Raw genomic sequence first — 21,574 nt, forward strand, 5'->3', positions numbered from 1 at the left:
TCCGTCAGGGCCGCTGGAGTTTTCCGGCGGCCCTGTTTTTTTGTGCGGCGAGCTGCGGGGCGTAAAAAAGGCCCTGCGAAAATTGCCGCCGGGCCTGGGTGCGCTTTTGCCAAAAACTGTGTACTGTCAGTCAGCCTCTTCATCCGTAAGCACACGGCACTGGGCCGCGCCGTTGCTTACGCCAGCGAGCGCTGCAGTAAAGGCCTCGATATGCTCCGCAGGCAGGCGCAGCCGCAGGCGGGCGTCTGCCTGATAGTCTTCGCTTTCAAGCCTGGCTTCAAAGGTGGGCAACATGCGGCGCAGGGCATCCAGGTGCGCATAGCCCACGGTAAGGCTCAGGCTGCTTTCCGGCACGCGCTGTCGCACGGCCAGGCTGGCCAGGTTTTCGCGCACGCAGTCCTGATACGCCCGCACCAAGCCGCCAGTGCCCAGTTTTACGCCGCCAAACCAGCGGCTCACGACCACGCACAGTTCGCCAATGCCGCTGTGCAGCACAATCTGCAACATGGGCCTGCCAGCGGTGCCGTGGGGCTCGCCGTCGTCAGACGAGCCTATCTGCGCCGTATCCCCCGGCGCGCCAGAGGCGTATGCCCAGCAGTTGTGCGTTGCATCGGCGTGCCGACGCCGTATCTGCTCAATAAAGGCGCGTGCGCTTGCGGGGTCTGGCGTGTGAGCGCACTGGGTAAAAAAACGGCTGCGCCGGATGACAAGCTCTGTGCAGTGCGGATGCTGCGGGGCAACATCGGGCACGGCATATCGGGTCATTCGTCGTCACCGCACCTTCTGCATGCCTCGCGCTGTGCATCGTTCAACGGGGGACAAAATTCGCGGATGCAGTCCTTGGCCATGGGATAGCGCAGGGTCAGCTCTTCGGGCTGGCCAAGGCGCAGGTCTTCCATGTCAAAACCCGGCGATACGGTGCAGCCCACCAGGGTAAACTGCGTGCCGGGCGCAGGGGTTGCGCCGAACCAGCACCCGCCGGGAACGGTAAACTGCACGTGCTGACCGGCAAGGATATCCTGCCCCAGCATTACCTCGCGCGGATACCCGTGCGTATCTATGCAGGCAAGGCGCAGGGGGCCGCCCATGTAAAAGTGCCACAGTTCGTCCTGGCGTATGCGGTGCAGACGCGAATAATGCCCCTGTTCGAGCAAAAAAAGTATGGCGGTGGAAACAGGGCGAGGCCCCATAAACCCGCAAGGCATTTCATCCACCGAAAGAATTTGCGGGGCTTCATAGGTGCGACGAAAGAACCCCCCTTCGGGGTGGGGACGCATGCCGAAATGGGATATGATTTCTTGGGCGTTCATAGGTACCTTTTAGCTTGTCATACGTTTCTGCGCAACGGGAACAAAGGGGGAAGGGCGGGTCATAAATCTTATTTTTTAAAAAAAGCTTTACAAGGGCAGTTGAATCCTTTAATTAGGAATTGTTACCAATAAGAATAACTTCTTTACCAAGGAGACCCAAAATGAGCACCACCCAGGAAAATCTCATGGCCGCTTTTGCGGGCGAATCTCAGGCCAACCGTAAATATCTTGCATTTGCCGCCTCTGCCGATAAAGAAGGCATGCATCAGGTTGCCAAGCTGTTTCGCGCTGCTGCTGCGGCCGAGACCGTTCACGCCCATGCCCACCTGAAAAACGCCGGCAAAATCGGCAACACAGTGGCCAACCTCAAGTCGGCCATTGAGGGCGAAACCTACGAATTCACCACCATGTACCCCGATATGATCAAGCAGGCCCAGGCCGAAGGTCAGGCTGCCGTCGCCAAGTACTTTGACTTTGCCAACCAGGTGGAAGAAATCCACGCCAGCCTGTACAAAAAGGCTCTGGAAAATCCCGCCGGTCTGCCCGCCACCGATTATTATGTGTGCAAGGTCTGCGGCTATACGCACGAGGGCCCTTGCGATGCATGTCCCGTATGCGGCGGCGGCGCGGCTGCCTTTTTTAAGGTTGAAGGCTAGCAGGTCGGGGCGTCCAGCCTAAGGAGGCAGGCCCTGACCGGGCATGCGTCTGCCGGGACAATACGGCGGCAACCAGAGCAATCGCCATCGGTCGTATTGCTATGAGGGGTTGAGATTCTGCACAAGCTGGGAGCCGCCGCGCTCATGCCGAGCGCTCCATGTGCGCCGGGCAAGCTGAAGATCTTTCGGCGGTTTGCCCGGCGCATATATTTTCTGCGATCCGCTGCGGCTCGGGCGGGAGAGGCGCAGCCCCATGACGCCGAAAAGCCGTGCCGCAATGGCCCGCCAGCGCGCAAGATGCGCCTTTTGGCGTTGCAATTTAGCGTGAAAAGGGTCAATATCCGGCTGGTGCGCGGCCCCCGCTCTGGCTGGCGCTGCTGCACCCCCTGCGCTGTGGCTTTTGGGCTTGCGGCGCTATATTTGTTCATTACGTCCGCGTGGAGATCGTTGTTATGCGTCTTCTTGTCCGTCTTTGTGTTCTCGTGCTTCTGCTTGCCGTGGGCGGCATGGTTGCCGCGCCGGGTGCGCCCCAGTGCGCCGAAAAAAAAGAAACGTCCAAGGAAGCCCCCAATAAGTTTGATGCGCTCAAGCGCTTCAGCCAGGTGCTTGATCTGGTTGAGCGTTATTACGTGCGCGATGTGACGCAGGGCGACCTTATCAACGGCGCGGTAAAGGGCATGCTTCAGGGCCTTGACCCGCACTCCACCTTTATGAACGCCGATGAATACAAGGAAATGCAGGAGACGACCTCTGGCGAATTCTTTGGCATCGGCATCGAAATTTCGATGGAAAACGGTCAGGTTACCGTGGTGACCCCCATTGAAGACACCCCCGCCTACAGGGCCGGGCTCAAGCCGGGCGACATCATCCTGTCCATCAACGGTCAGCCCGCGCAGGAGCTCTCGCTGCAGGAAGTTGTCTCGCGTATTCGCGGCCCCAAGGGCTCCGACGTGGAGTTGGCCATTCTGCACAGCGACGCCAAGACCCCCCAGACCGTGCGCATCGTGCGCGACGCCATCCCGCTTATCAGCGTCAAGTCCAAAAAGCTTGATGACGGCTTTTACTGGATACGCCTCACGCGGTTTTCTGAACGCACCACCGAAGAGCTGAGGGACGCCCTCAAGGCTGCGGATAAAGAAACCAAAAATTCCGGCGGCATCAAGGGCATTGTACTTGATCTGCGCAACAACCCCGGCGGGCTGCTTGACCAGGCTGTGAGCGTTTCCGACACGTTTTTGGACAAGGGCGTTATCGTCTCCATCAAAGGACGGCGCGACAACACCGACCGCGTATACGAGGCCAAAAAGCAGAGCGACGACGTCCACGCCCCCATGGTGGTGCTGATCAACGCCGGCTCCGCCTCCGCCTCTGAAATCGTGGCGGGCGCTCTGCGCGACCAGAAGCGCGCCCTCACTGTGGGCGAGCGCTCGTTTGGCAAGGGCTCGGTGCAGAACATCATTCCGCTTTCCGACGGCTCGGGCCTCAAGCTTACGGTTGCCCTGTACTACACGCCCAGCGGCAGCTCCATTCAGGCCGAGGGGATCGTGCCCGATGTGGAAGTGCCTTTTGAGGCTCCGCGCACAGACGACAAGGACAACGCCCGTCTGATGGTGCGCGAGCAGGATCTGAACCGCCACCTTGAAAACGGCAAGGACAAAAAGTCTTCCAAGGCCAAAAGCGGCAAGGAAGAAACCGCCGAGCAGCTCGCGCGCGACAACCAGTTGCGCATGGCCCTGCAGATGGTCAAAAGCCTGCCCAAGATGCGGGAAATCAGAAACTAACCCCGCACCGCTTCAGGGCGGACGGGCAAAAAACACAGGGTGTTGCCGTTGCGCGACACAAAGTTATCAGACAGCCCTTCGGCCAGACCCTTGCGGCCCGCCGAAGGGCTGTCTGCGTCTGGGCAGCTGGCTATTGGCGGCGTGCTGTGGCTCGTGCTCAGCTTCGCATTGTCCTGCTGGGTGTACTGGCGGTCGCTGGGGGCAGACCCGCAGCCGCAGCCTTTGTCCGGCGTCGCGCAGCCCGTGTCCGTGCACGCGCCGGGGCTTGCGGCTTCGCATGCTGCCGGGCCGTTTTTTGACAGGGCCCTGGCGCTGCAAACCGTTGACGCCCTGGTGGCGCACCTTTTGCCTCTCGCATTGCCCGAGGCCCAATGGCAGCTGGCAGCGCCGCCGTACGGCAGCGGCGACAGGACGGGGCAAAACCCGTATGTCCAGGCTGCGGCGAGCCCGGCAGCAGAGACTTCTGCTCTCCCTCCGGCGACAGATACCCTTGCGGCAACAGGGCCTGCTGCTGCGCCCGGCGACGACAGCCTTCGGCAGTATGTCGTCAGCGGCCCCTGCGCGCCCTTGCGTCTGGGGCTGGCCCTGCTTGAAGGGCTGCGCGCCCGGCAGGATGCCCTGCAAAGCGCCGGTGCGCGGGCTTCAGTGCGCTGGTCGCCACAGGCAACCCTTGAAGTTTTATTGAATAACAGTGTATGTTGCGTGTTCGCCTTTCCGGGGCGTGAGGGGCAGCTGGCCGACCTTGCCCAGCCCTTGCCTGCGGCGGCCCTGGCCGTGATTATCGACGACATGGGGCAGAAAACTGCGGCTGCGGATGAAGCCGCAGCGCTGCTGTTTCCCGTGACGTTCGCCATCTGGCCCAAGGCGCCGCACGCTGCGGAAACAGCTGATATCGCGGCCTCGCGACGGCTTGACTGTCTTTTGCATCAACCCATGGAAGCCCTGCCAAGGGCTGACCACCGGCGGCCCGATCCCGGCCCCGGAGCGCTGCTCACAAGCATGAGCGCGCAGCAGATCAGGGCGGTTGTTGAGGACAACCTGCGGGCGGTGCCCACGGTTATAGGGCTGAACAACCACATGGGATCGGCATTTACGGGCGATATTTCACTGTGCGAGGTTCTGGCGGGCATGCTGGGCGAGCGCGGCCTTGCCGTGATCGACAGCGTTACGCGGCCTGATCCGCAGCTGGCCGTTGCCGCCAGAAGGGCGGGGCTGGTGGCCCTTGCACGCGATGTTTTTCTGGATACGCGCCGCGACGCCGCAGCCATTAGCCTCGCACTTGACGCGGCGGCAGCCCGCGCCCGCGCACACGGCATGGCCGTGGCCATCGGTCACCCTCATCCCGAAACCCTGCGAGCCCTGCGTGACTGGCAGGACAAGGATGGCGTGGCGGTTGTGCCCCTGCGGCGCATTATCTGGAAGCTGGCCCAGGACAGCGCCGCTATTGCGGGCAGTCCTTATCCCCCCCACATCAACATGGAAAAGGAGTAAGCATGCAATCCACTTTCGCCATTATCAAGCCTGACGCAGTTTCGCGCAATCTGACCGGGGAAATTCTGGCTGCCATGGAAGCTTCCGGCCTCAAAATCGTGGCTCTCAAGCGCTTGCGCCTTTCCAAGACCCAGGCGGCCGGCTTTTATGCCGTGCACAAGGAACGCCCGTTTTTTGACAGCCTGACCGACTATATGTCTTCCGGCCCGGTGGTTTGCGTCGTGCTGCGCGGCGATGACGCCGTTCCCCGCTGGCGTGCCCTCATGGGCGCCACCAACCCGGCCCAGGCCGAGCCCGGAACCCTGCGTCACAAGTATGGCCAAAGCCTGGAAGCCAATGCTGTTCACGGCTCGGACGCCGCTGAAACCGCGGCTTTTGAAATAGGCTACTTCTTCAGCGGCCTGGAAATCACGGAGTAGTATTATGGCGCTCACTATCGGCTGTGTCGGATGCGGCAACATGGGCGGGGCCATTATGGCCGGTCTTGCCCGCAAGGGTGGATACAATCTGTGCGGTTACAACAGAACAGCCGCGCGCATGCGCCCGCTTGAAGAGCTGGGCGTGCGCCCGCTCGAAAGCCCCCTGGCCGTGGCGCAGGCCGCCGACGTGCTGGTGCTGGGCGTTAAGCCTTATCAGGCTGCGGACGTGTTGGGGCAGATGCGCCCGGGGCTGACGGCGGATAAAACCCTGGTGTCAGTCGCTGCAGGCGTGAGCCGGCAAAAGCTGACCCAGGCAGTGGAAAGCCGCTGCCCTGTGGTGCGCTGCATGCCCAACACCCCCGCCCTGGTGGGCAAGGGTGTTTTTGCCCTCTGTTTTGAAGATCCCGCCCTGCCCGATGCCCGCAAGGGCGACGTACTGGCGCTTTTTAACGCGCTGGGCGTGTGCGTGGAACTGCCGGAAAGCAAGTTTACGGCTTTTTCCGCCCTTATTGGCGCGGGCCCGGCCTATGTGTTTGCCATGATGCAGGGGCTGGTGCAGGCGGGGGTTACCCTGGGCTTTCAGCACCGCGAATCGCGCGAGATGGTCACGGCCCTGTTTGCCGGATGCGCCAAAATGGTCGAGCAAAGCAGCGCGCCGCTCATGCAGCTGCGCGATGACGTGTGCTCGCCCGGCGGGCTGACCATTGCGGGCGTGAACGTGCTCGACCGCGAGGGGCTAGTGGGCCTGCTGGTTGATTCCGTGCTGGCCGCCAATACCCGCGGCAAGGAAATGGAAAGCTGACCACATTTGCTCAAAACCGCCCCGGTTCGCCGGGCGCGGCATAAAAAAACCGGCTGTTGCGCAACAGCCGGTTTTTTTATGGTCTGTAATGGGGACCCTGCCCAGCAGGCCGTGTGTTCAGCTAAACGCCGTACCTGGCCGTTTGGTGCCGAACAGCGCTAGTGGTCCAGCCGGATATCCAGGGTGTGTCCATCCTTGGAAAGCGTAAACTTGGGCTGAATCTTGCCGGAAAGGTCAATGACAATGCGGGTCTTGTCGTCGCTTTTGCCGATGCGCACATTGCTTACCGCAGGGTTTTTGGGCACGCCCGGCGCCTTGACCTGCCATTTGCCGTCAAGGTCGATGACCAGCCGTTCAGGGCCGCTGAGCTGCATGTTTTTGTAGATAATGGGGGCTGCGCCGGTCAGGCGCACCGTTGCACCCTTGTCGCGGGCAAGCACCACAAACTTGGTGATGGTTTTGTGCTGGGGCGCGGCCTTGGCGGCCTTTTCCTTGCCTGAATCCGCAGCGGGGGCGGTTTTTTCCGTAACCGGAGAGGCGGGTTTGGGCTGCACCACGGGCTTGGCCACAGCGGGCTGCGGATCGGTGGCGGCAAGGTTGCCCGTCGGGGCGCTTTTTTCGTCCGGCTTCAGGCTGGGGATGGGCGCACGGGCGGGGGCTTCGCTGCTGGCGTTGGGGTCGGCAATGCCGTTCTGCGCCTGCGGGGGCAGGTGCAACTGCGACTGGGAGTCAACGGCGGGTGCCCCCCCGACAACCGGCGGGGCCGCATCCGGCGGGGTCACAGGCGCAATGATGCCTGCGGGAGTAGCGGGTTCAGGCTTGCGCAGGCGCTCGTTGAGCATGATAAGCGCCATGCCCAGAACGCAGACAGCCACAAGAAGACTGAGAATAACTTTGTTCATGCCGAAAGGCTCCTGCCAATTACTTGGGTTGAAACTGCCGCTTAACGCTTTTGCGCGGCCTTGGCCGCGTAACGCGCCTGTTTGAGCTCGCGGATGTGTTCCAACAACTTGAAGTAGAGAGGTTCTTCGCTGGACATGCTCATGGCCGTCGCTATATGGGCTGCGGCTTCGTCGTACATGCCAAGTGAACAGAGTATGCGTGCCAGATTAAAGTGGGCGTGGTCGTCCTCGGGTGCCAGCTCCACGGCCTTGCGTGAAAACAGCAGGGCAAGATCGGGCTGGGAATTTTGCCGCAGGCGCACGCCGAAATCGCGAAACATGTGCTTGTGCGAAGACGTGATGCCTTCCTTGGTCTGCGCTATCTGCTCAAGGGCGAGCAGGGCGGCTTTGCGCTCTCGCGGGCGTTTGAGGCGCAGCAGCGTTTGCCTGAATGTTTCCCGCAGCTTTGTCTCCACCACCTTGGCCTTGCGCGAGGCCTCAAGGTCGTAAGCGCGTTTGGGCGCGGGCGTCGGGCCTTCTTCATAATGAACGGCCGTTATGCCGGTAGCGGTGCGGGAGGGTGCGCCCACCCCTTGGGGGGCCACTTCGACAGACTCGGGTAGTTTGTGCTTGGGGCTGGTCATTTCAAGCGGGGCAAAACCGGGGCCGGCTTTTGCCGCCGTGGGGGCTGGCTGGGGCGGCTTTGCCGCGCCGCCTTCGGGCGGGGGCGTGACCATGCCCTGCTCAAAATGGCTGAGGTCAGGCGTAATTACAGGCATAGCCAGTATGTTAGGCTCTGCCTTGAATTCGCGGAGAAAAGATTTGGCGCTTATGCGTTCCACTTCTGAAACGGGCTGGAACGCGGCGTTGAGCTCTTGCACCGCATATGCCCCGTCAGGAAGCTCCCAGACAAAGTAGTGCGTTTTGCTGCGGCTCCCTGTCCAGTTGGCAGAGAAGGAGAAGACGCCAGTAAATTTTGAGCGACGCATGCGTAAAATGTACATTATTTGCGTCGAATAGCAAGATTCGCTTCTGGCCTTTACGGGGCCGGTCCTTTGAGCTAGCATGACCCCATGCACGAAATGTCCATAGCACAAAGCCTGTTGCAGATGGCCGAGGATGAAATTGCCCGCCAGGGTTGCACCCGATTGGAAGTTGTCAGCGTTACGTACGGCTCCCTTTCTGGCGTTGTGCCCGAGTCGCTGCAATTTTGTTTTGAGACCATGGTGTACGGAACCCCGCACGAGGGGGCGCGCCTGGAGCTCACCGAGCTGCCATTGCGGCTGCGCTGTACGGCATGCGGCAAAGTTTTTGGCGGGGAGGGGCAGGATGCACTCTGGCTTCCCTGTCCCGGTTGCGGCGAGCAGTTTGGGCATGTGGTCGAGCAGGGCAAAGAGCTGTACCTCAGCCGTCTGGAAGCCAGCTAGCCCTTGCACGCCTGAGTTTTGTGGGCCGCAGGTTTGCCCCTTTCAATACCGACTTGACCCCTGTCTTTTTGTTTCTGGCTCATGACCGCGCCGCGCTTGCGGCAAGCAAGGAGAACTGAATGCAAATTCCTGTGGTTCGTAACGTTTTGGAAGCAAACGAAAAAATGGCCGGGCACGTGCGGCGGCTGCTCTCCGAAAAAGGCATACTGGCGCTGAACCTCATCAGCTCGCCCGGCGCGGGCAAGACCACACTGCTTGAGCGCACCCTGAGCGATCTGGCTGGCGAATTTCGCATGGCGGTGGTGGAGGGCGACCTGCAGACCGACAACGACGCCCGCCGCGTTGCCGCCACCGGCGCGCAGGCCGTGCAGATCAATACCGACGGCGGCTGCCACCTTGACAGCAACATGATCCTAACTTCGCTGGAAAGTCTCGACCTTGCTGGCGTGGACATCCTTTTTATCGAAAACGTGGGCAACCTGGTGTGCCCGGTGGAATTTGACTGCGGCGAGGACGCCAAGGTGGCGCTCTTGAGCGTGACCGAGGGCGACGACAAGCCGGAAAAATACCCCCTGCTTTTCAATCTTGCCAAGGCGCTGGTGCTCAACAAGACAGATCTGCTGCCCTATGTGGATTTTGACCTTGCGCGCGCCCGCAATTTTGCCACCAAGCTCAACAAGGAGCTTGATATATTTGAAGTCTCCTGCAGCAAGAGAGACGGCCTTGAGGGCTGGTACAACTGGCTGCGCAGCATGCGCGCGGCCAAAAAGGAAGGGCGGCTCGCATAATCTGCCCCCGCTGCCGTCAATTGCAAAAGGCATCCCCAGCCATGAGCCGGGGATGCCTTTTTTATCTCTGTATTGCCAGCGCGTGGCGGGCCCGCAGCCGTATTTGACAAGCTTTTTTGCCGGTGAGAGCTAGCGGGCCTCCTCGCTCTCGCGGTAGGCGGCTACGTCCACCACGAGATTTTTTGAAGCGGGCCGCAGGGTAATGGTAAACAGCTGCACATCGCCGTTGGGCGCGTCTGCGTCGGCAAGCTTGGGCAGAATGTCTGCCGGGGCCAGCATGATTGTCGCCTCGCCCTTGCCCGCAGCCAAAAAGTACTCAAGCACCTGCCGCAGCATTTCCTTTTGCTTGGCAAGATCCATGGAAGGCATCTGGGTAAAGTTGATGTCCAGACCGGGCAGCTCGGCCTGCCAGGGGCTGTACTTCTGCTCATAAAGCGAGTTCATGAGCTTTTCAAGCGTTTCGGGGTCAAGCTTGCGGCGCAGCTCCATGTGGTCGAGCACCAGCGCCGCCTTGCTCGCAGTCTTGCCCTCGGGCTGGGCCGGTTCAAGCCGCGCTGCCCAGACCATGCCAGCAAAGCCAAGGCTGGCAAGCACCGCATCGTTGTCGTCGCGTTGCGGGGTTGCGCTCAGCAGGGAGCACACATCCTTCATGGGCATGCCGGGGCGAAAGCGGTCAAGCGCACATACCGGGCCTGCATCCGGTCCGGGCAGAAGGCTTTGGATCTCGCCCGTAACACGTTGCGCTTCGCCCTTGGGCACAGAGATTTCAACCACAGGCTTGTCGCCGGGGCGCAGGGTCAGGCTCTGGGCCTTGGCCAGAGGCACATCCTTGAACAGCCAGAGGGCAAGGCCCGTGTCCACGCGCAAGTTTGCTGCGCCGCCGGGGTTTTCAATGTCGTCCCGACCGCCGGGGGGCATGTCGAGCCGAACAAAGTTCGTACTGCGGCCCGTCTGAAAACCTATGCTCAGCACGTCTTCAGCGGTGCCGTTAACAATGGATAAAATCTGCGGTTCAGGGCCGGGCTTGGCAATATGCGCGGCATGCGCCGCGTCGCAGGCAAAAAACCCGGCCAGAACAAGACATACGGCCGCATATATGCGAAAGAACCACAAGGCCTTGGTCATGGCGTCACTCCATTTTTGTTGCTTGAAGCCATACTAACAGAGCGCGGGGCTGGCCCGCAAGCGGCGCGGCGCCGTGCGGTGGTAATGGGCAGAGAGGGCGCGGCCTTTACTTTACGCATGTCGCCAGCATTGGTATGGTTGCTGGCGCACCGGCTTTTTATCTGCCCCTGCACGTCTTGAACAGCAAACCAAAGCCTCAGGAGATTCCATGCCTCCCCTTACCCGTCAGAATTCATCGGATCAGGCGCCTGAAAAAAAATGCCTGTGCCTGCGCCCCTCATCCTTGCTGGCGGCGTGTTTTCTGGTGGTGGCTGCGGTGGTGCTGGCCTATCTGGGCGGAGTGATGAGCGGCAGGGCATACTGGCGGGCGCATCCTCAGCCGGTGGTTGCCAGGCCCGCCGCACCTGCGGGCGGTGCCGTTGCTTCGGCCACTGGCCCTGACGACGACGGCCCCTCGGCTGGCGAAGCAGCGGCTGGCGCTGGCGATGACGCCGCCGAGCCCAAGCAAAAAGTTTTGGCGGCGGAAGAACTGCGTTTTTCCCGGGTGCTCCGCAATGACGCCGCCACCGGCGACGCCCCTCTCAAACCATTGCCGTCCATGACCCCGGTGCAGCCCAAGCCTGCGGGCGTGGTGCAGGCCGGGGTACCCCAGACGGCGCAGGGCGGGCAGACCGCACCTGTCGCCGCGCAGCCCGGCGGCGTGGTCAAGGCCCCGCAGGTTGCGGGAATGTACGACTACGTCTTTCAGGTGGGGGCCTTCAAGGAGGCTGACTCCGTGGATTCCCTGCGGCAGCGGCTGGAAGGCCGGGGCATGCGCACCAAGATGGAGCGGTCGGGCAAGCTCTATGTGGTGCTGGTTCTGCTGCGCGGCGACGAAGCCCGTGCGGCGGAGGTGGTGCGCGCCACCGAGGGCCTTGGGCTGGGCAAGCCCATACAGCGCAGCCGCAAGCCGGTGCTGCAGCAATAACAGACCGCAAGGCCGGCAACTTATTGCGTCGCAGGCATAAATCGCGGCTCAAGGCTGCCGCGCGCCGCATGGCGCACGGGCCGCATGGCCGGGTTTGAACCTCCCCGCAGCGCGGCCAGCAGGGCTTCCGCCCTGTCTACCTCGCCGCTGCACAGCACCGCCATATACAGGCCCGCCTCAGGGTCGGCCCCCACAACCCCGGCGCTGTCGCCGCCAAGGGCATCCTTGCCCCTGAAAACATACTGGCTGTCGGCCCGCCGCAGGGGGTCGCGCACGCCTGCCGCCGCGCGCAACAGGCCCGCCACATCGGCCGCGTCCGGCGGCCCCGCTGTTTTACCTACCAGCACCCGCACGTGCACGGCGTCGTCCGGCCCTGTCAGCGAGAGTATCCAGGTTCCGGCCATGTCGGCGGGAGCCTCTGCCTGCCAACCCTGGGGCAGGTCGAGCGAAAACCAGCCGTAGTCTTGCGCCAGCGCGTACCGGGGCGCTGCGGCCAGCACGAGCAGGGCCGCAAGGGAGCATGCCGCCGCAGCCTGACGGCAGGTAAGGAAAGAAAACATGGTAGTCCTTTAGCCCTGTACGGTGCGTCTAGTCGTTCAGTTCCACTCGCGGCGGCTGCCACGTGCCCTTGCCAAGCGGCAGTACCGAGAGCCCTTCGGTTTGAGGCCAGTACAGGCGCATGACAAGAAAGATGGGACCGTCCGGCGCGGGCAGCCAGTTGCTTTCAAACTCCTTGCCGGGCGAATCGCGTTGGATCAGTATGGTGAGCGACCCGTCTGCATTTTTGCGCATATTCGGCAGCATGGGCGAATTGATCAGGTAGCGGTCAATGGGATTCTTGATGAGCAGCTGGGTTTTGCCATCGTACATGGTCACAGACCAGAAAGCCTTGGCCGGAGGGTACTGCCCGGCAGGGATGGTCAGGCGGTACTTGTGCTTGCTGCCGTCCAGAGCCGTGCCGTCGGCCAGGGTTTTGGTCATGGGGTACACGGCTTCGCCCGCGTCGTTGCCGTAAATGCCCGCGCTGGCTCCGCCCGCCCGCATTATCCAGTTGCCGTTGAAAAATTCGCGGTTGCCAAAGGGCGAGCTCATCTTCCAGCCGTTTACGCGTATGCCCGGCCTGTTGACCGCCGCATCCACCATGGCCTCGCCCTTTTTTATGCCCCGCAGCAGTGCCGCCTGGCTGTCCTTGGGCAGAGCGTCAAAGGCAAAGTGTTTGCCCGCCACCACGCCGATGCTGGCAAGCTGCGCACGGATGGCGGTTTCCTCCGGTCCGGCGGGGGCAAACTGCAGGGCAAAGGCGAGATAGTCGAAAAATTCGGGCTTCTGAAAGTCCTGCCCGATGTTGGGAAAGGCCGGCATGGGCAGCGCCTTGGGCGGCTTTTGCCCCAAAAAGGCCGAGAGCGGCTGCACGGCGTAGCCTGCCTGAAATTTTTTGACGTTATCAATATCCGCAGGGTTGAAAAGCTGGGTGCGGAACAAGGCCAGCGCAAACTGCGCATCAGAGCGGAATACGCGCATGCCTGCAGGCGTTGCGCCCTTCCATCCCGGCCCGGCGACCAGGTAGCTGCCCCCGCCGTTGCCCGTGGTACGGCTGCCGATGTAGCCAAAGTTAAAGGTATTGGCATCCACCAGTTGCACGCTGAAATATCGCCCGTCCGTCGTCGCCGGTACGCTGATGACCACCGGCTCTGCCCGCAGGTCAAGGCAGGCAAAAGAGTAGGGCGTGTCGCTGTTGGGCGTGATTACCACCGTATCCTTGTAGGTAAAAACCTGCGCGACATTGTGGATGGCGTTGAACGGCGCTTTGTACTGCGGCGAATGCGTGTCCACGGAATACTCGTAGGTGACGGCGTAGTGCATCACTATGGGCAGGCCGTACACGTAGCCCTGCGCGGCAATGTTTTCTACGGTTGCGGCATCGGGAAACGGTTTCGCCTGTGGGGCGTCAGCCGCCATGGCTGGCGACTGGAGCGCCAGAGCCAGAAAAAACGCCGCCCAGAATCGCGCCGCAAACGCAGCAGAAAAAAATTTGTTCATACAGCCTCACCAACTGTTAAAAGCTCGCGGGCAAAGAGTTGCCTCAGGCTTTTGGCTTGCCCCACTTGCGCGGTAAAAGCAACCTCCGCACTGTTTGTGCGCCCCGGCATGGACAAGGTGCTCGCCACTGGCTATCCTTTGTGGGCCGGGTTTGCCCCTGGCCGGAAATTGTGTGAAACGGCAACCGCTTGCGGCGATTGCCTGTAGGGAGGAATATGACTGTCCCCCGTAAGATGGTAGGCGTTGGCGCGGTGTTGGCCGTGCTGCTGGCGGTTGTGTTGCTGTGGCAGTGGTGGCTTCGCCATGACGGCGACAGTCTGGTGCTGTACGGCAATGTGGATATCCGGCAGGTGGACCTGGGCTTTCGCGTCAACGGGCGCATTGCAAAGGTGCTGGTGGACGAGGGCGACGCTGTTGCCCCCGGTCAGCCCCTTGCCCTGCTGGATAACGACCTGCTGACGCAGCAGCGCGATCAGGCCGCGGCGGAACTCGAAAAACAGCAGGCCTCGCTGCTGCGGCTAGAACGCGGCTACAGGGTGGAAGAAATCGCCCAGGCCCGGGCGGCCGTGAGCGGGTCAGCCGCGCTGGCCGAAAACGCGCAGATCAATTTTAACCGCGTGTCCGCCATGCGGGTCTCCAACGCCATTTCGCAAAAAGATCTGGACAACGCCCGCGCCCAGTACCGCGAGGCCCGCGCCAAGCTGCGGTCCAATCAGGATCAGCTCGACATGTTGCTTGCCGGTTACCGCGAGGAAGAAGTGCTGGCGCAAAAAGCGGCTGTGGCCGCTGCCGCCGCCGCGCTCAACCATGCTGAGATACAGCTGCAGGACGCAACCCTTGTGGCCCCGCAAAAAGGCATAGTGCTTACCCGCGCCCGCGAGGCCGGGGCCATCGTGCAGGCCGGGCAGGCCGTGTACACGCTTACGCTTACCGATCCCCTGTGGCTGCGGGCCTATGTGGACGAACCCAATCTGGGGCGCGTCAAACCCGGCATGCCGGTCAATGTTCTGGTGGACGCAGCGCCGGGCAAAAAATTTCCCGGCACGGTGGGCTTTATCTCGCCTACGGCGGAATTTACCCCCAAGACGGTTGAAACGCGCGAAGTGCGCACGGCTCTGGTCTACCGTCTGCGCGTGCAGGCCGAGGACCCGGAAAACGTCATGCGGCAGGGCATGCCGGTAACCATCATCCTGCAGGATGCTCCCTAGCCATGACCGCTGTCGCCGCCGACGGGCAGGCCGTCCGCCTTGAAGGGCTGGTCATGCGCTTTGGCAAGGGGCGCGAAGCTGTGACGGCTCTGGACGGTGTAAGCGCACGCATCCCCGCCGGGCGCATTACAGGCCTGGTGGGGCCTGACGCTGCGGGCAAAACCACGCTTATGCGCATCATGGCCGGGCTCATGCCGCCCAGCGAGGGGCGGGCCGAGCTTTTTGGGCAAAGCCCGGAGGAGCTCATGCGCAGCCAGCCCAACAGCATCGGCTACATGCCGCAGCGCTTTGGCCTGTACGAGGATATTTCCGTCATGGCCAACATGCGCCTGCACGCCAGCCTGCGCGGGCTTGAAGGGGCGGAGCGCGACCGTGTTTTTGAAAAGCTGCTGGGGTTCACCAGCCTTGCTCCTTTTACCGACCGGCTTGCGGGCAGGCTTTCGGGCGGCATGAAGCAGAAACTGGGCATTGCCTGCGCCCTGCTGGGGTCGCCGCGTCTGCTGCTGCTTGACGAACCGGGCGTGGGCGTTGACCCGCAATCGCGCCGCGAGCTGTGGCGCATGGTGCAGGACCTGAGTCAGGATGGCATGACCGTGGTGTGGTCCACAGCCTATCTGGACGAGGCCGAGCGCTGCCCCGGCGTGATCATGCTGGATAATGGCCGCGTGCTGTTTGCCGGGCCGCCGCAGGAGCTTACCGCCAGAGCCGAGGGACGGGTTTTTTTGCTGCGCGCCGACGCGAGCCGCCGTAAAAAGGAGCTGGCCCTCTGGACCATGCGCCACGGCATTGAAGACGCGCTTATCCAGGGCAGCCGCATCCGCCTGGTGCTGGCTGCGGACGCCCCTGAGGATATGCGCCGCGAGGTGCTGGACAAGGGCGGCGAGCCGGTCGCCCCCCGGCTGGAAGACGCCTACATGAGCGCCGTGGGCGGCATAAACCAGAGCCCTTCGCCCTACGGCAAACTGCATGTGGCGCACAACGGCGGCATTGACCCGATTGTCGCCGACGCAGGTAGCGGCCCTGCGCCTGTTGTTGAGGCCCCTGTTGTCGCCTCGTCCCCTGCCGCCGCGTCCGGGACGGCCCCGGCAGCGGATATGGCCGCCATGCCCGCTGCGGATTCTGCTGTGTGTTCCATTGCGGCTCGCAACCTTACCAAGCGGTTTGGCGCTTTTGTGGCTGCGCGGGACATTTCCTTTGATGTGCACCCCGGCGAAATTTTTGGTCTGCTTGGGCCCAACGGCGCGGGCAAGTCCACGACCTTTCGCATGCTCTGCGGGCTGTCGCGGCCCACGTCGGGCAGTTGCGCCGTGGACGGGGTGGACCTGCTGCGGGCGGGCAGCGAGGCCCGGTCGCGTTTGGGGTACATGGCACAGAAGTTTTCGCTGTACCCTGATATACCTGTGCGTGAAAACATCACCATTTTTGCCGAGCTGTACGGCCTGTCCAGCGAGAGGCGCAAGCTGCTGCTGCCCGAGCTGGCCGAGGCGCTGGAGCTGCAACCGTACCTGCGCAGCCGCACTGGGTCGCTGCCCCTGGGGCAAAAACAGCGGCTGGCTCTTTTGTGCGCCACGCTGCACGAGCCGCCCGTGCTGTTTCTTGACGAGCCTACATCGGGGGTTGACGCGCGCACCCGCAGGGACTTCTGGAAGCATATTTCGGCCATGACCACGGCGGGGGCTGCGGTGCTGGTGACGACGCACTTTATGGAAGAGGCGGAATACTGCGACCGCATCGCCCTGATTTATCGGGGAGCCATGATCAGCATGGGGACGCCCGACGAGCTCAAGGCCTCGTGCACCGGGGTGGAAGACCCCACGCTGGAAGAAGCCTTTATCGCCAGCATTGAAAAATACGACAGGGAGCACCCGCAGTAGCCGCGCTGGCTGATGGCCCGCGCCCCCCTATTGCTCGCAACAGGCGGCCAATGACTATGCAACGCAATATCTGGTTACGACAGCTGTTTGCCCTGGTGGGCAAAGAATTTCAGCAGATTGTGCGCGATCCTTCGTCCTATCTGGTGGCCGGGATTTTGCCGTTTATCTTTCTGCTGCTCTTTGGCTACGGCATCACGCTGGATGCGGGCGTGCTGCGCCTGGGCGTGCTGGACCAGAGCGGCGGGCAACATGCCCTGAGCCTTGCGGCCGACTTTGCCCACTCGCCCTGGTTTGCCACGCGCCCTGTGGGCAATATGGCGGAGGCCGGGCGTCTTATGCGCGACTCTGCCGTGCAGGGCGTACTTGTAATCCAGCAGGATTTTGACAGGCAGCTGGAGCGCGGCAGCGCTGGAGCCGTGCAACTGCTGGTTGACGGGTCGGAGCCGAACACGGCCCAGTATATCCAGAATTACAGTCAGGGGCTGATCATCTCATGGCAGCGCACGGCCCTGCCTGGCGGTACGGCTGCGGCTCTGCCCATCAATATCCAGCCCCGGTTCTGGTACAATCCTGCGGCCAAAAGCGTGCAGTTTCTTGTGCCGGGGGCCATCACGGTCATCATGACCCTCATCGGCACGCTGCTTACCTCGCTGGTGTTTGCGCGCGAGTGGGAGCGCGGCACCATGGAGGCCATGTTCGCCACGCCTGTCAGCCGCATGCAGCTGCTGCTGGGCAAGCTGATTCCGTACTTCTGCATGGGCATGTTCAGCATGGCCCTGTGCGCTTTGGCGGCGGTAACCCTGTTTGCCGTGCCGTTTCGCGGCTCTTTGTGGGTGCTTGTGCTGCTGGCGGCTGTATTTATGCTGAGCGCACTGGGGCAGGGGCTGCTTATTTCCGTGACTTTGCGCGGACAGCTGGTGGCTGCGGAGGCCGGGTTGTTTTCCGGCTTTTTGCCTGCCTTGCTGCTGTCGGGCTTTGTGTTTGACATCAACAGCATGCCCCCCGTGCTTCAGGCCCTGACGCGGCTTTTGCCCGCAAGATATTTTAACACCTGTCTGCGCACCATATTTCTGACCGGCGACGTGTGGGCGGTCTTTGCCCCCAGTCTGCTCTTTATGGGGCTGCTTGCCGGGCTGCTGCTGGGGCTTGTGTACCGTAACCTTGTCAAAAGGCTGGATGCGTGATGGCAAGGATAGCCCTTCCCCGTCTCAACCTGCGGCGCATGGCCACCATTGTGCGCAAGGAACTGCTGGTCTTGCTGTGCAACAAGGTCTCGCGCATGCTCATCATTGTGCCGCCGCTCATGCAGATTGTCATTTTTGGCTGGGCGGCCACCATGGAGGTGCGCAATGTGGACGTGGCCGTGCTCAACCGGGACAGCGGCAACTGGAGCCGCGAGATCGTGCGCAGGCTGCAGGGGTCGCACACCTTCAGCAGCGTGACCTTTCTGGATGGCGAGGCGGATATTCGCCCGACCATCGAGCGGCAGCAGGCATTGTTTGTCATGGTCTTTGACGAGGAATTTTCCCGCCGGGTGGATGCAGGTCTGCCCGCGCAGATGCAGGTGATTCTTGACGGCAGGCGCTCCAACGCGGCCCAGATCGCCTCGTATTATCTCGAAACCATCGTGCGCGGCATTGGTGAATCCACGCCCGCAGGGGCCGCCGCCCAAAGCGCAGCCGCACCCCGGCTTGATGTTCGCGTGCGCTGCTGGTTTAACCCCAATCTTGAATTTCAGTGGTTCTTTTTACCCAACCTCATCGGCATGCTGAGCTTTATGCTGGGGCTGGTGGTGACGGGGCTTTCCGTAGCGCGCGAGCGCGAGGTGGGCACGTTTGACCAGCTGCTGGTTTCGCCCGCCACGCCTACCGAGATAGCGCTTGCCAAGCTGGTTCCGGGGTGTCTGGTTGGCCTGGTGCACGGAACCATCTTTCTGTTTATCTCTGTTTTTGGCTTTGGCGTGCCGTTTACGGGCTCGCTGGTGCTGCTGTATGTGGCCATGCTGGTTTTTGCCATGGCCTCGGGCGGGGTGGGGCTTATGGTGTCGTCGCTGTCGGCAACGCAGCAGCAGGCCTTTTTGGGGGCCTTTACGGTGGGGGTGCCGTGCATCCTCATCTCCGGCGCAGTCACGCCGGTCATCAACATGCCGCCGTTTTTGCAGTACGCCAGCCAGCTCAACCCCATGCGCCATTTTACCACCATTGTGCAGGGCGTGTTTCTCAAGGACATCACCGTGGCGGCGGCTGCCGTCAACCTGGGCAAGATTGCCTGCATCAGCGCGGTGGCCGTGAGCGTTGCCGTGTGGATGTTCAAGCGCAAGGCCTGAGGGGAGGCCCCGGCGGTCAAAGCCTGCCGGGCGGCTGCCGGGGCGGGCGTCAGCTTTCGGGGTTTGCCGGGGGGGCTGCTGCTGGCTGCTGCTTGCGCGCGGGCGTCGGGGCCGGTTTTTTTATGGAAGAAACCACGGCACGGGGTGCACGGTGCGCTCTGCCCACAATAAGTGCAATAACTACGATAGAATAGAGATATCCCGTAAAGCCCACCAGCACTGTGGCGTTTTTGGCTATCCAGGTTTTGGGCGTGATGTCGCCGTAACCGATGGTGAGGATGGTCACGTAGCTGAAGTAAAACAGGTCGTTAACGGCCTGATCGCCCGTTCCCAGACCGTTGAATGAACCGGGATGGTAAAATTCGATGCCCAGAAACAAAAAATAGCCGCAATATCCGATAAGCAGCAGGCCGCATACCGCCGCGTAGACGATCTTGATGGTGATCATCTGCGCGTGCGCGATCTGCCGGAATACCTCAAACATGATGCTGCCAAAAAAGCACAGATAGAGCAGCAGCATTTCTTCCTTGAGGCTTTTGATAAAAAACAGATCCATGGCTCTGCCCACAAGCAGCAGCGCGCCAAACAGCAGGGCCAGCCGCAGGATGCGCGGCCTGAACTCAAAAAGAACCATGGCCGCCAGCAGCTGGATGGGCAGATAGATGGCCTGCGCGTAGCCCCGGTAAATATTGTCGGGAAACAGAATGTTCAGAACAAACACGCACCACAGCGAGAGCATGAGCAGTTCAAAACGGTGTTCGTAAAGGCGGGTGCGGAGTGCGCGAATTTTTAGCATATAATCCTCATCCCTTGCATACTACAGGCAGGCGGGCGGCTCGGCAAGCGCCAGCGCCGGACAGCGCTGTGGACAGACTGGCTGAAGCGCCGTACCCTGCGCCGATACGCGATTTTACGGAGAATGCCATGCTTCAAAGCTTTAGCCGTGCTTTTGCGCGGGCGCTGCCCCTGCTGTTGCTGGCGGTATGCGTCGCCGCGCAGGCCCACGCCGTGCCCCTGACCACAAAATACTACGGCCTTGACCTGCCGCAGGACTGGGTGGTGGTGAGCGGCCCGGTCAAGGTTCAGGAGGCTATACAGGTTGTCATGGGGCAAAAGGACCACAAAAGCTCGGCGCTTATCATCGTGGGACCCGCCAATGCCGGTGAAGCGGAGCAGGCCGCCAGGGGCAACGCCAAACGTCTGGGCGGTACAGCACCAGTGCTGCGCAACGGTCAGTGGGAATTTACCTTTGAGCAAAAGGGGGTAAAGGGCTACGGCATTGTGCGCGAGGATGCGCAGTCCAAACTTTTGCTCATGCTTGTGGTCAGCGGCGATCTGCGCATGGCCAGCTTTGTGTATAACATGCGCGGGCCGTATCGGGCCTTGATGCCCCAGCCCCCGCAGTTGCCCTGATTTTGGCGTAGAGCCCGCTTTCATCGGGAAATGAAGTTGATTCAACGGCGTGCGTATGGCTTTCGCAACTTCGAAAATTACCGATTGCGAGTGCGCGTTTTGTGCTGCTGAAATGGCTGGGGAATCGTTCAGAAACCTGTCGGGAAAACTGCCCGTTGAAGGGGCTTGCCCCCGTCTTTGGTGTAGACCCGGCTTGCCCCCGTCTTTGGTGTAGAGCCTTGAATGTCGGCTTTTTTGTACAAAAAAAGGACTTGCGGAGTATTCCGTAAGTCCTTTAATTCTTTGTGGAGCCCTTGATCAGGATTGAACTGATGACCTCATCCTTACCAAGGATGCACTCTACCGACTGAGCTACAAGGGCGTAGCAACGAAGAAAGCTTCTATCCTAACCGTTGTGGATCGTCAAGCATTCCTTCACAATTTTTTTCTTTTTTTAAAAACACGCAGGTCTTGGAATGCCCGGCCCCTTTAGTCGGTCAGCATTTTGTGGATAGCGCGGAACAGTGCCCTGCGGGCGTGCGGGGCGCTGTTGCCGGCGGCTTCCTTGCGCGCGGCAAGGGCCATGGTGCGCAGTTCGCCCGCCTCAAGCGGCTTTTCGCCTGCCGCTACGGGCGCGTCTTCCGCAGGCTGGGCGGCCTTTGGCCTGGTTGCCAGCAGGGTTTCCACCAGGTCTGTCAGCTCCTCCTCGTCGGCGGAGAGCAGTCGGTCGCGCCACTGCTCGGCCTTGTGCAGGGCGGCGGTGGCGGCTGCGGAAACCTCGCGGCGCGCATCCAGCATCGCCCGAATGGGCGCGGGGTCGATCTCGCGCATGACGCGGCCGATAAACTGCATCTGACGGCGGCGGCCCTCGTGATCGCCAATGCGCGAGTAGAGCGTCAGCGCCTCCTTGAGATCGGCTGGCAGGTCAAGGCTTTTGACCTCCTGGGGTCCAAGGCGCGTCAGCTCCTCGCCCATGTTTTGCAGGGCAATGCTCTGACGTTTTTTTTCAGAGCGGCTGGGCGTCAGGGAGTCGAACCCATCCGCCTCGTCGCTGGATTTCCATTGATACTGATTTTTGCGCGGCATG

At 61.7% G+C, this 21,574-nt stretch carries 22 protein-coding genes, 1 tRNA gene and 1 pseudogene; 14 read left to right on the plus strand and 10 right to left on the minus strand.

Annotated elements, in window-relative coordinates:
• Nucleotides 1–126: 126 nt before the first annotated feature.
• Both DDIC_RS03685 and DDIC_RS03690 read right to left on the minus strand, forming a co-directional pair.
• A complete protein-coding gene (locus DDIC_RS03685) occupies nucleotides 127–765 on the minus strand; it encodes a YigZ family protein (RefSeq protein WP_136399200.1) in 639 nt (212 codons plus the stop codon).
• Nucleotides 762–1,310, minus strand: coding sequence for a cupin domain-containing protein (locus tag DDIC_RS03690; protein ID WP_136399201.1), 549 nt, complete (start codon nucleotides 1,308–1,310; stop codon nucleotides 762–764). Before DDIC_RS03690 ends, DDIC_RS03685 begins: the two co-directional genes overlap by 4 nt.
• Before the next feature lie 161 nt (nucleotides 1,311–1,471).
• Between DDIC_RS03690 and DDIC_RS03695 the strand changes: the two genes are divergently transcribed.
• From DDIC_RS03695 to proC, 5 genes are all read left to right on the plus strand, one after another.
• Nucleotides 1,472–1,966 (plus strand): rubrerythrin family protein, encoded by a 495-nt coding sequence (locus DDIC_RS03695; protein WP_136399202.1) that lies wholly within the window; start codon nucleotides 1,472–1,474, stop codon nucleotides 1,964–1,966.
• Between the two features lie 452 nt (nucleotides 1,967–2,418).
• Entirely contained in the window at nucleotides 2,419–3,747 is a 1,329-nt protein-coding gene (locus tag DDIC_RS03700; protein WP_136399203.1) for a S41 family peptidase, read from the plus strand.
• Between the two features lie 48 nt (nucleotides 3,748–3,795).
• Entirely contained in the window at nucleotides 3,796–5,238 is a 1,443-nt protein-coding gene (locus tag DDIC_RS03705; protein WP_136399204.1) for a divergent polysaccharide deacetylase family protein, read from the plus strand.
• A 2-nt stretch (nucleotides 5,239–5,240) separates the two neighbouring features.
• On the plus strand, nucleotides 5,241–5,657 hold the full coding sequence (gene ndk / locus DDIC_RS03710) for a nucleoside-diphosphate kinase (protein WP_136399205.1): 417 nt from the start codon (nucleotides 5,241–5,243) through the stop codon (nucleotides 5,655–5,657).
• A 4-nt stretch (nucleotides 5,658–5,661) separates the two neighbouring features.
• Entirely contained in the window at nucleotides 5,662–6,459 is a 798-nt protein-coding gene (gene proC / locus DDIC_RS03715) for a pyrroline-5-carboxylate reductase (RefSeq protein WP_136399206.1), read from the plus strand.
• Nucleotides 6,460–6,617: 158 nt separating this feature from the next.
• Here proC and DDIC_RS03720 read toward each other — a convergent pair whose 3' ends face one another.
• A complete protein-coding gene (locus DDIC_RS03720) occupies nucleotides 6,618–7,361 on the minus strand; it encodes an AMIN domain-containing protein (RefSeq protein WP_136399207.1) in 744 nt (247 codons plus the stop codon).
• 41 nt (nucleotides 7,362–7,402) lie between these two features.
• Nucleotides 7,403–8,119, minus strand: a complete 717-nt coding sequence (locus DDIC_RS03725) for a tetratricopeptide repeat protein (RefSeq protein WP_136399208.1) — start codon at nucleotides 8,117–8,119, stop codon at nucleotides 7,403–7,405.
• 294 nt (nucleotides 8,120–8,413) lie between these two features.
• Between DDIC_RS03725 and DDIC_RS03730 the strand changes: the two genes are divergently transcribed.
• Both DDIC_RS03730 and hypB read left to right on the plus strand, forming a co-directional pair.
• The gene (locus DDIC_RS03730) at nucleotides 8,414–8,767 is read left to right on the plus strand and encodes a hydrogenase maturation nickel metallochaperone HypA (RefSeq protein ID WP_136399209.1); all 354 of its coding nucleotides are present in this window, start codon (nucleotides 8,414–8,416) and stop codon (nucleotides 8,765–8,767) included.
• Nucleotides 8,768–8,886: 119 nt separating this feature from the next.
• A complete protein-coding gene (hypB, locus tag DDIC_RS03735; RefSeq protein WP_136399210.1) occupies nucleotides 8,887–9,555 on the plus strand; it encodes a hydrogenase nickel incorporation protein HypB in 669 nt (222 codons plus the stop codon).
• A gap of 129 nt (nucleotides 9,556–9,684) precedes the next feature.
• Here the strand turns inward: hypB and DDIC_RS03740 are convergent, their stop codons facing one another.
• Nucleotides 9,685–10,680 (minus strand): peptidoglycan glycosyltransferase, encoded by a 996-nt coding sequence (locus DDIC_RS03740; RefSeq protein ID WP_136399211.1) that lies wholly within the window; start codon nucleotides 10,678–10,680, stop codon nucleotides 9,685–9,687.
• A 208-nt stretch (nucleotides 10,681–10,888) separates the two neighbouring features.
• On the opposite strand from DDIC_RS03740, the gene DDIC_RS03745 reads away from it, so the two are divergent.
• On the plus strand, nucleotides 10,889–11,647 hold the full coding sequence (locus DDIC_RS03745; protein WP_136399212.1) for an SPOR domain-containing protein: 759 nt from the start codon (nucleotides 10,889–10,891) through the stop codon (nucleotides 11,645–11,647).
• A gap of 20 nt (nucleotides 11,648–11,667) precedes the next feature.
• On the opposite strand, the gene DDIC_RS03750 is transcribed toward DDIC_RS03745, so the two are convergent.
• Nucleotides 11,668–12,207: a hypothetical protein gene (locus DDIC_RS03750; protein ID WP_136399213.1), complete on the minus strand. Its 540-nt coding sequence runs from the start codon at nucleotides 12,205–12,207 to the stop codon at nucleotides 11,668–11,670.
• Between the two features lie 28 nt (nucleotides 12,208–12,235).
• Nucleotides 12,236–13,687, minus strand: a complete 1,452-nt coding sequence (locus DDIC_RS03755) for a DUF1254 domain-containing protein (protein ID WP_136399214.1) — start codon at nucleotides 13,685–13,687, stop codon at nucleotides 12,236–12,238.
• Between the two features lie 215 nt (nucleotides 13,688–13,902).
• Between DDIC_RS03755 and hlyD the strand changes: the two genes are divergently transcribed.
• The 4 genes from hlyD to DDIC_RS03775 are packed head-to-tail and all read left to right on the plus strand — an operon-like array spanning nucleotide 13,903 to nucleotide 19,095.
• Nucleotides 13,903–14,895, plus strand: a complete 993-nt coding sequence (hlyD, locus tag DDIC_RS03760) for a secretion protein HlyD (RefSeq protein WP_136399215.1) — start codon at nucleotides 13,903–13,905, stop codon at nucleotides 14,893–14,895.
• Between the two features lie 2 nt (nucleotides 14,896–14,897).
• Nucleotides 14,898–16,769 carry an ATP-binding cassette domain-containing protein gene (locus tag DDIC_RS03765; protein WP_136399216.1) on the plus strand — a complete coding sequence of 624 codons (1,872 nt, stop codon included), beginning with the start codon at nucleotides 14,898–14,900 and terminating at the stop codon, nucleotides 16,767–16,769.
• A gap of 50 nt (nucleotides 16,770–16,819) precedes the next feature.
• Nucleotides 16,820–17,953 carry an ABC transporter permease gene (locus DDIC_RS03770; protein WP_247647546.1) on the plus strand — a complete coding sequence of 378 codons (1,134 nt, stop codon included), beginning with the start codon at nucleotides 16,820–16,822 and terminating at the stop codon, nucleotides 17,951–17,953.
• Entirely contained in the window at nucleotides 17,953–19,095 is a 1,143-nt protein-coding gene (locus tag DDIC_RS03775; protein ID WP_136399217.1) for an ABC transporter permease, read from the plus strand. The genes DDIC_RS03770 and DDIC_RS03775 overlap by 1 nt, the downstream gene beginning before the upstream one ends.
• Before the next feature lie 49 nt (nucleotides 19,096–19,144).
• Here the strand turns inward: DDIC_RS03775 and DDIC_RS03780 are convergent, their stop codons facing one another.
• Nucleotides 19,145–19,891, minus strand: coding sequence for a potassium channel family protein (locus DDIC_RS03780; protein WP_136399218.1), 747 nt, complete (start codon nucleotides 19,889–19,891; stop codon nucleotides 19,145–19,147).
• Between the two features lie 128 nt (nucleotides 19,892–20,019).
• Here DDIC_RS03780 and DDIC_RS03785 point away from each other — a divergent pair, with 128 nt between their 5' ends.
• Nucleotides 20,020–20,508, plus strand: coding sequence for a hypothetical protein (locus DDIC_RS03785; RefSeq protein ID WP_211088892.1), 489 nt, complete (start codon nucleotides 20,020–20,022; stop codon nucleotides 20,506–20,508).
• Between the two features lie 18 nt (nucleotides 20,509–20,526).
• Nucleotides 20,527–20,619 (plus strand): annotated as a pseudogene (locus tag DDIC_RS14125) (transposase); the annotation flags it as partial.
• Between the two features lie 174 nt (nucleotides 20,620–20,793).
• Here the strand turns inward: DDIC_RS14125 and DDIC_RS03795 are convergent.
• Together DDIC_RS03795 and yjgA are read right to left on the minus strand one after the other, a co-directional pair.
• A tRNA-Thr gene (locus DDIC_RS03795) sits at nucleotides 20,794–20,869 on the minus strand.
• Between the two features lie 107 nt (nucleotides 20,870–20,976).
• The gene (gene yjgA / locus DDIC_RS03800; protein WP_136399219.1) at nucleotides 20,977–21,573 is read right to left on the minus strand and encodes a ribosome biogenesis factor YjgA; all 597 of its coding nucleotides are present in this window, start codon (nucleotides 21,571–21,573) and stop codon (nucleotides 20,977–20,979) included.
• Nucleotide 21,574 lies beyond the last annotated feature (1 nt).

This window comes from Desulfovibrio desulfuricans (assembly GCF_004801255.1).
Taxonomy (GTDB): Bacteria; Desulfobacterota; Desulfovibrionia; order Desulfovibrionales; family Desulfovibrionaceae; genus Desulfovibrio; species Desulfovibrio desulfuricans_C.

Bases quoted from the DNA above. Each gene is read 5' to 3' on its own strand.
- hlyD (WP_136399215.1), top strand. From the start codon at position 13,903: ATGACTGTCCCCCGTAAGATGGTAGGCGTTGGCGCGGTGTTGGCCGTG.
- DDIC_RS03685 (WP_136399200.1), bottom strand. From the start codon at position 765: ATGACCCGATATGCCGTGCCCGATGTTGCCCCGCAGCATCCGCACTGC.
- DDIC_RS03770 (WP_247647546.1), top strand. From the start codon at position 16,820: ATGACTATGCAACGCAATATCTGGTTACGACAGCTGTTTGCCCTGGTG.
- ndk (WP_136399205.1), top strand. From the start codon at position 5,241: ATGCAATCCACTTTCGCCATTATCAAGCCTGACGCAGTTTCGCGCAAT.
- DDIC_RS03765 (WP_136399216.1), top strand. From the start codon at position 14,898: ATGACCGCTGTCGCCGCCGACGGGCAGGCCGTCCGCCTTGAAGGGCTG.
- DDIC_RS03755 (WP_136399214.1), bottom strand. From the start codon at position 13,687: ATGAACAAATTTTTTTCTGCTGCGTTTGCGGCGCGATTCTGGGCGGCG.
- DDIC_RS03740 (WP_136399211.1), bottom strand. From the start codon at position 10,680: ATGACCAAGGCCTTGTGGTTCTTTCGCATATATGCGGCCGTATGTCTT.
- DDIC_RS03750 (WP_136399213.1), bottom strand. From the start codon at position 12,207: ATGTTTTCTTTCCTTACCTGCCGTCAGGCTGCGGCGGCATGCTCCCTT.
- DDIC_RS03695 (WP_136399202.1), top strand. From the start codon at position 1,472: ATGAGCACCACCCAGGAAAATCTCATGGCCGCTTTTGCGGGCGAATCT.
- hypB (WP_136399210.1), top strand. From the start codon at position 8,887: ATGCAAATTCCTGTGGTTCGTAACGTTTTGGAAGCAAACGAAAAAATG.
- proC (WP_136399206.1), top strand. From the start codon at position 5,662: ATGGCGCTCACTATCGGCTGTGTCGGATGCGGCAACATGGGCGGGGCC.
- DDIC_RS03745 (WP_136399212.1), top strand. From the start codon at position 10,889: ATGCCTCCCCTTACCCGTCAGAATTCATCGGATCAGGCGCCTGAAAAA.
- DDIC_RS03725 (WP_136399208.1), bottom strand. From the start codon at position 8,119: ATGCCTGTAATTACGCCTGACCTCAGCCATTTTGAGCAGGGCATGGTC.
- DDIC_RS03780 (WP_136399218.1), bottom strand. From the start codon at position 19,891: ATGCTAAAAATTCGCGCACTCCGCACCCGCCTTTACGAACACCGTTTT.
- DDIC_RS03700 (WP_136399203.1), top strand. From the start codon at position 2,419: ATGCGTCTTCTTGTCCGTCTTTGTGTTCTCGTGCTTCTGCTTGCCGTG.
- DDIC_RS03690 (WP_136399201.1), bottom strand. From the start codon at position 1,310: ATGAACGCCCAAGAAATCATATCCCATTTCGGCATGCGTCCCCACCCC.
- DDIC_RS03720 (WP_136399207.1), bottom strand. From the start codon at position 7,361: ATGAACAAAGTTATTCTCAGTCTTCTTGTGGCTGTCTGCGTTCTGGGC.
- DDIC_RS03785 (WP_211088892.1), top strand. From the start codon at position 20,020: ATGCTTCAAAGCTTTAGCCGTGCTTTTGCGCGGGCGCTGCCCCTGCTG.
- DDIC_RS03730 (WP_136399209.1), top strand. From the start codon at position 8,414: ATGCACGAAATGTCCATAGCACAAAGCCTGTTGCAGATGGCCGAGGAT.
- DDIC_RS03775 (WP_136399217.1), top strand. From the start codon at position 17,953: ATGGCAAGGATAGCCCTTCCCCGTCTCAACCTGCGGCGCATGGCCACC.
- yjgA (WP_136399219.1), bottom strand. From the start codon at position 21,573: ATGCCGCGCAAAAATCAGTATCAATGGAAATCCAGCGACGAGGCGGAT.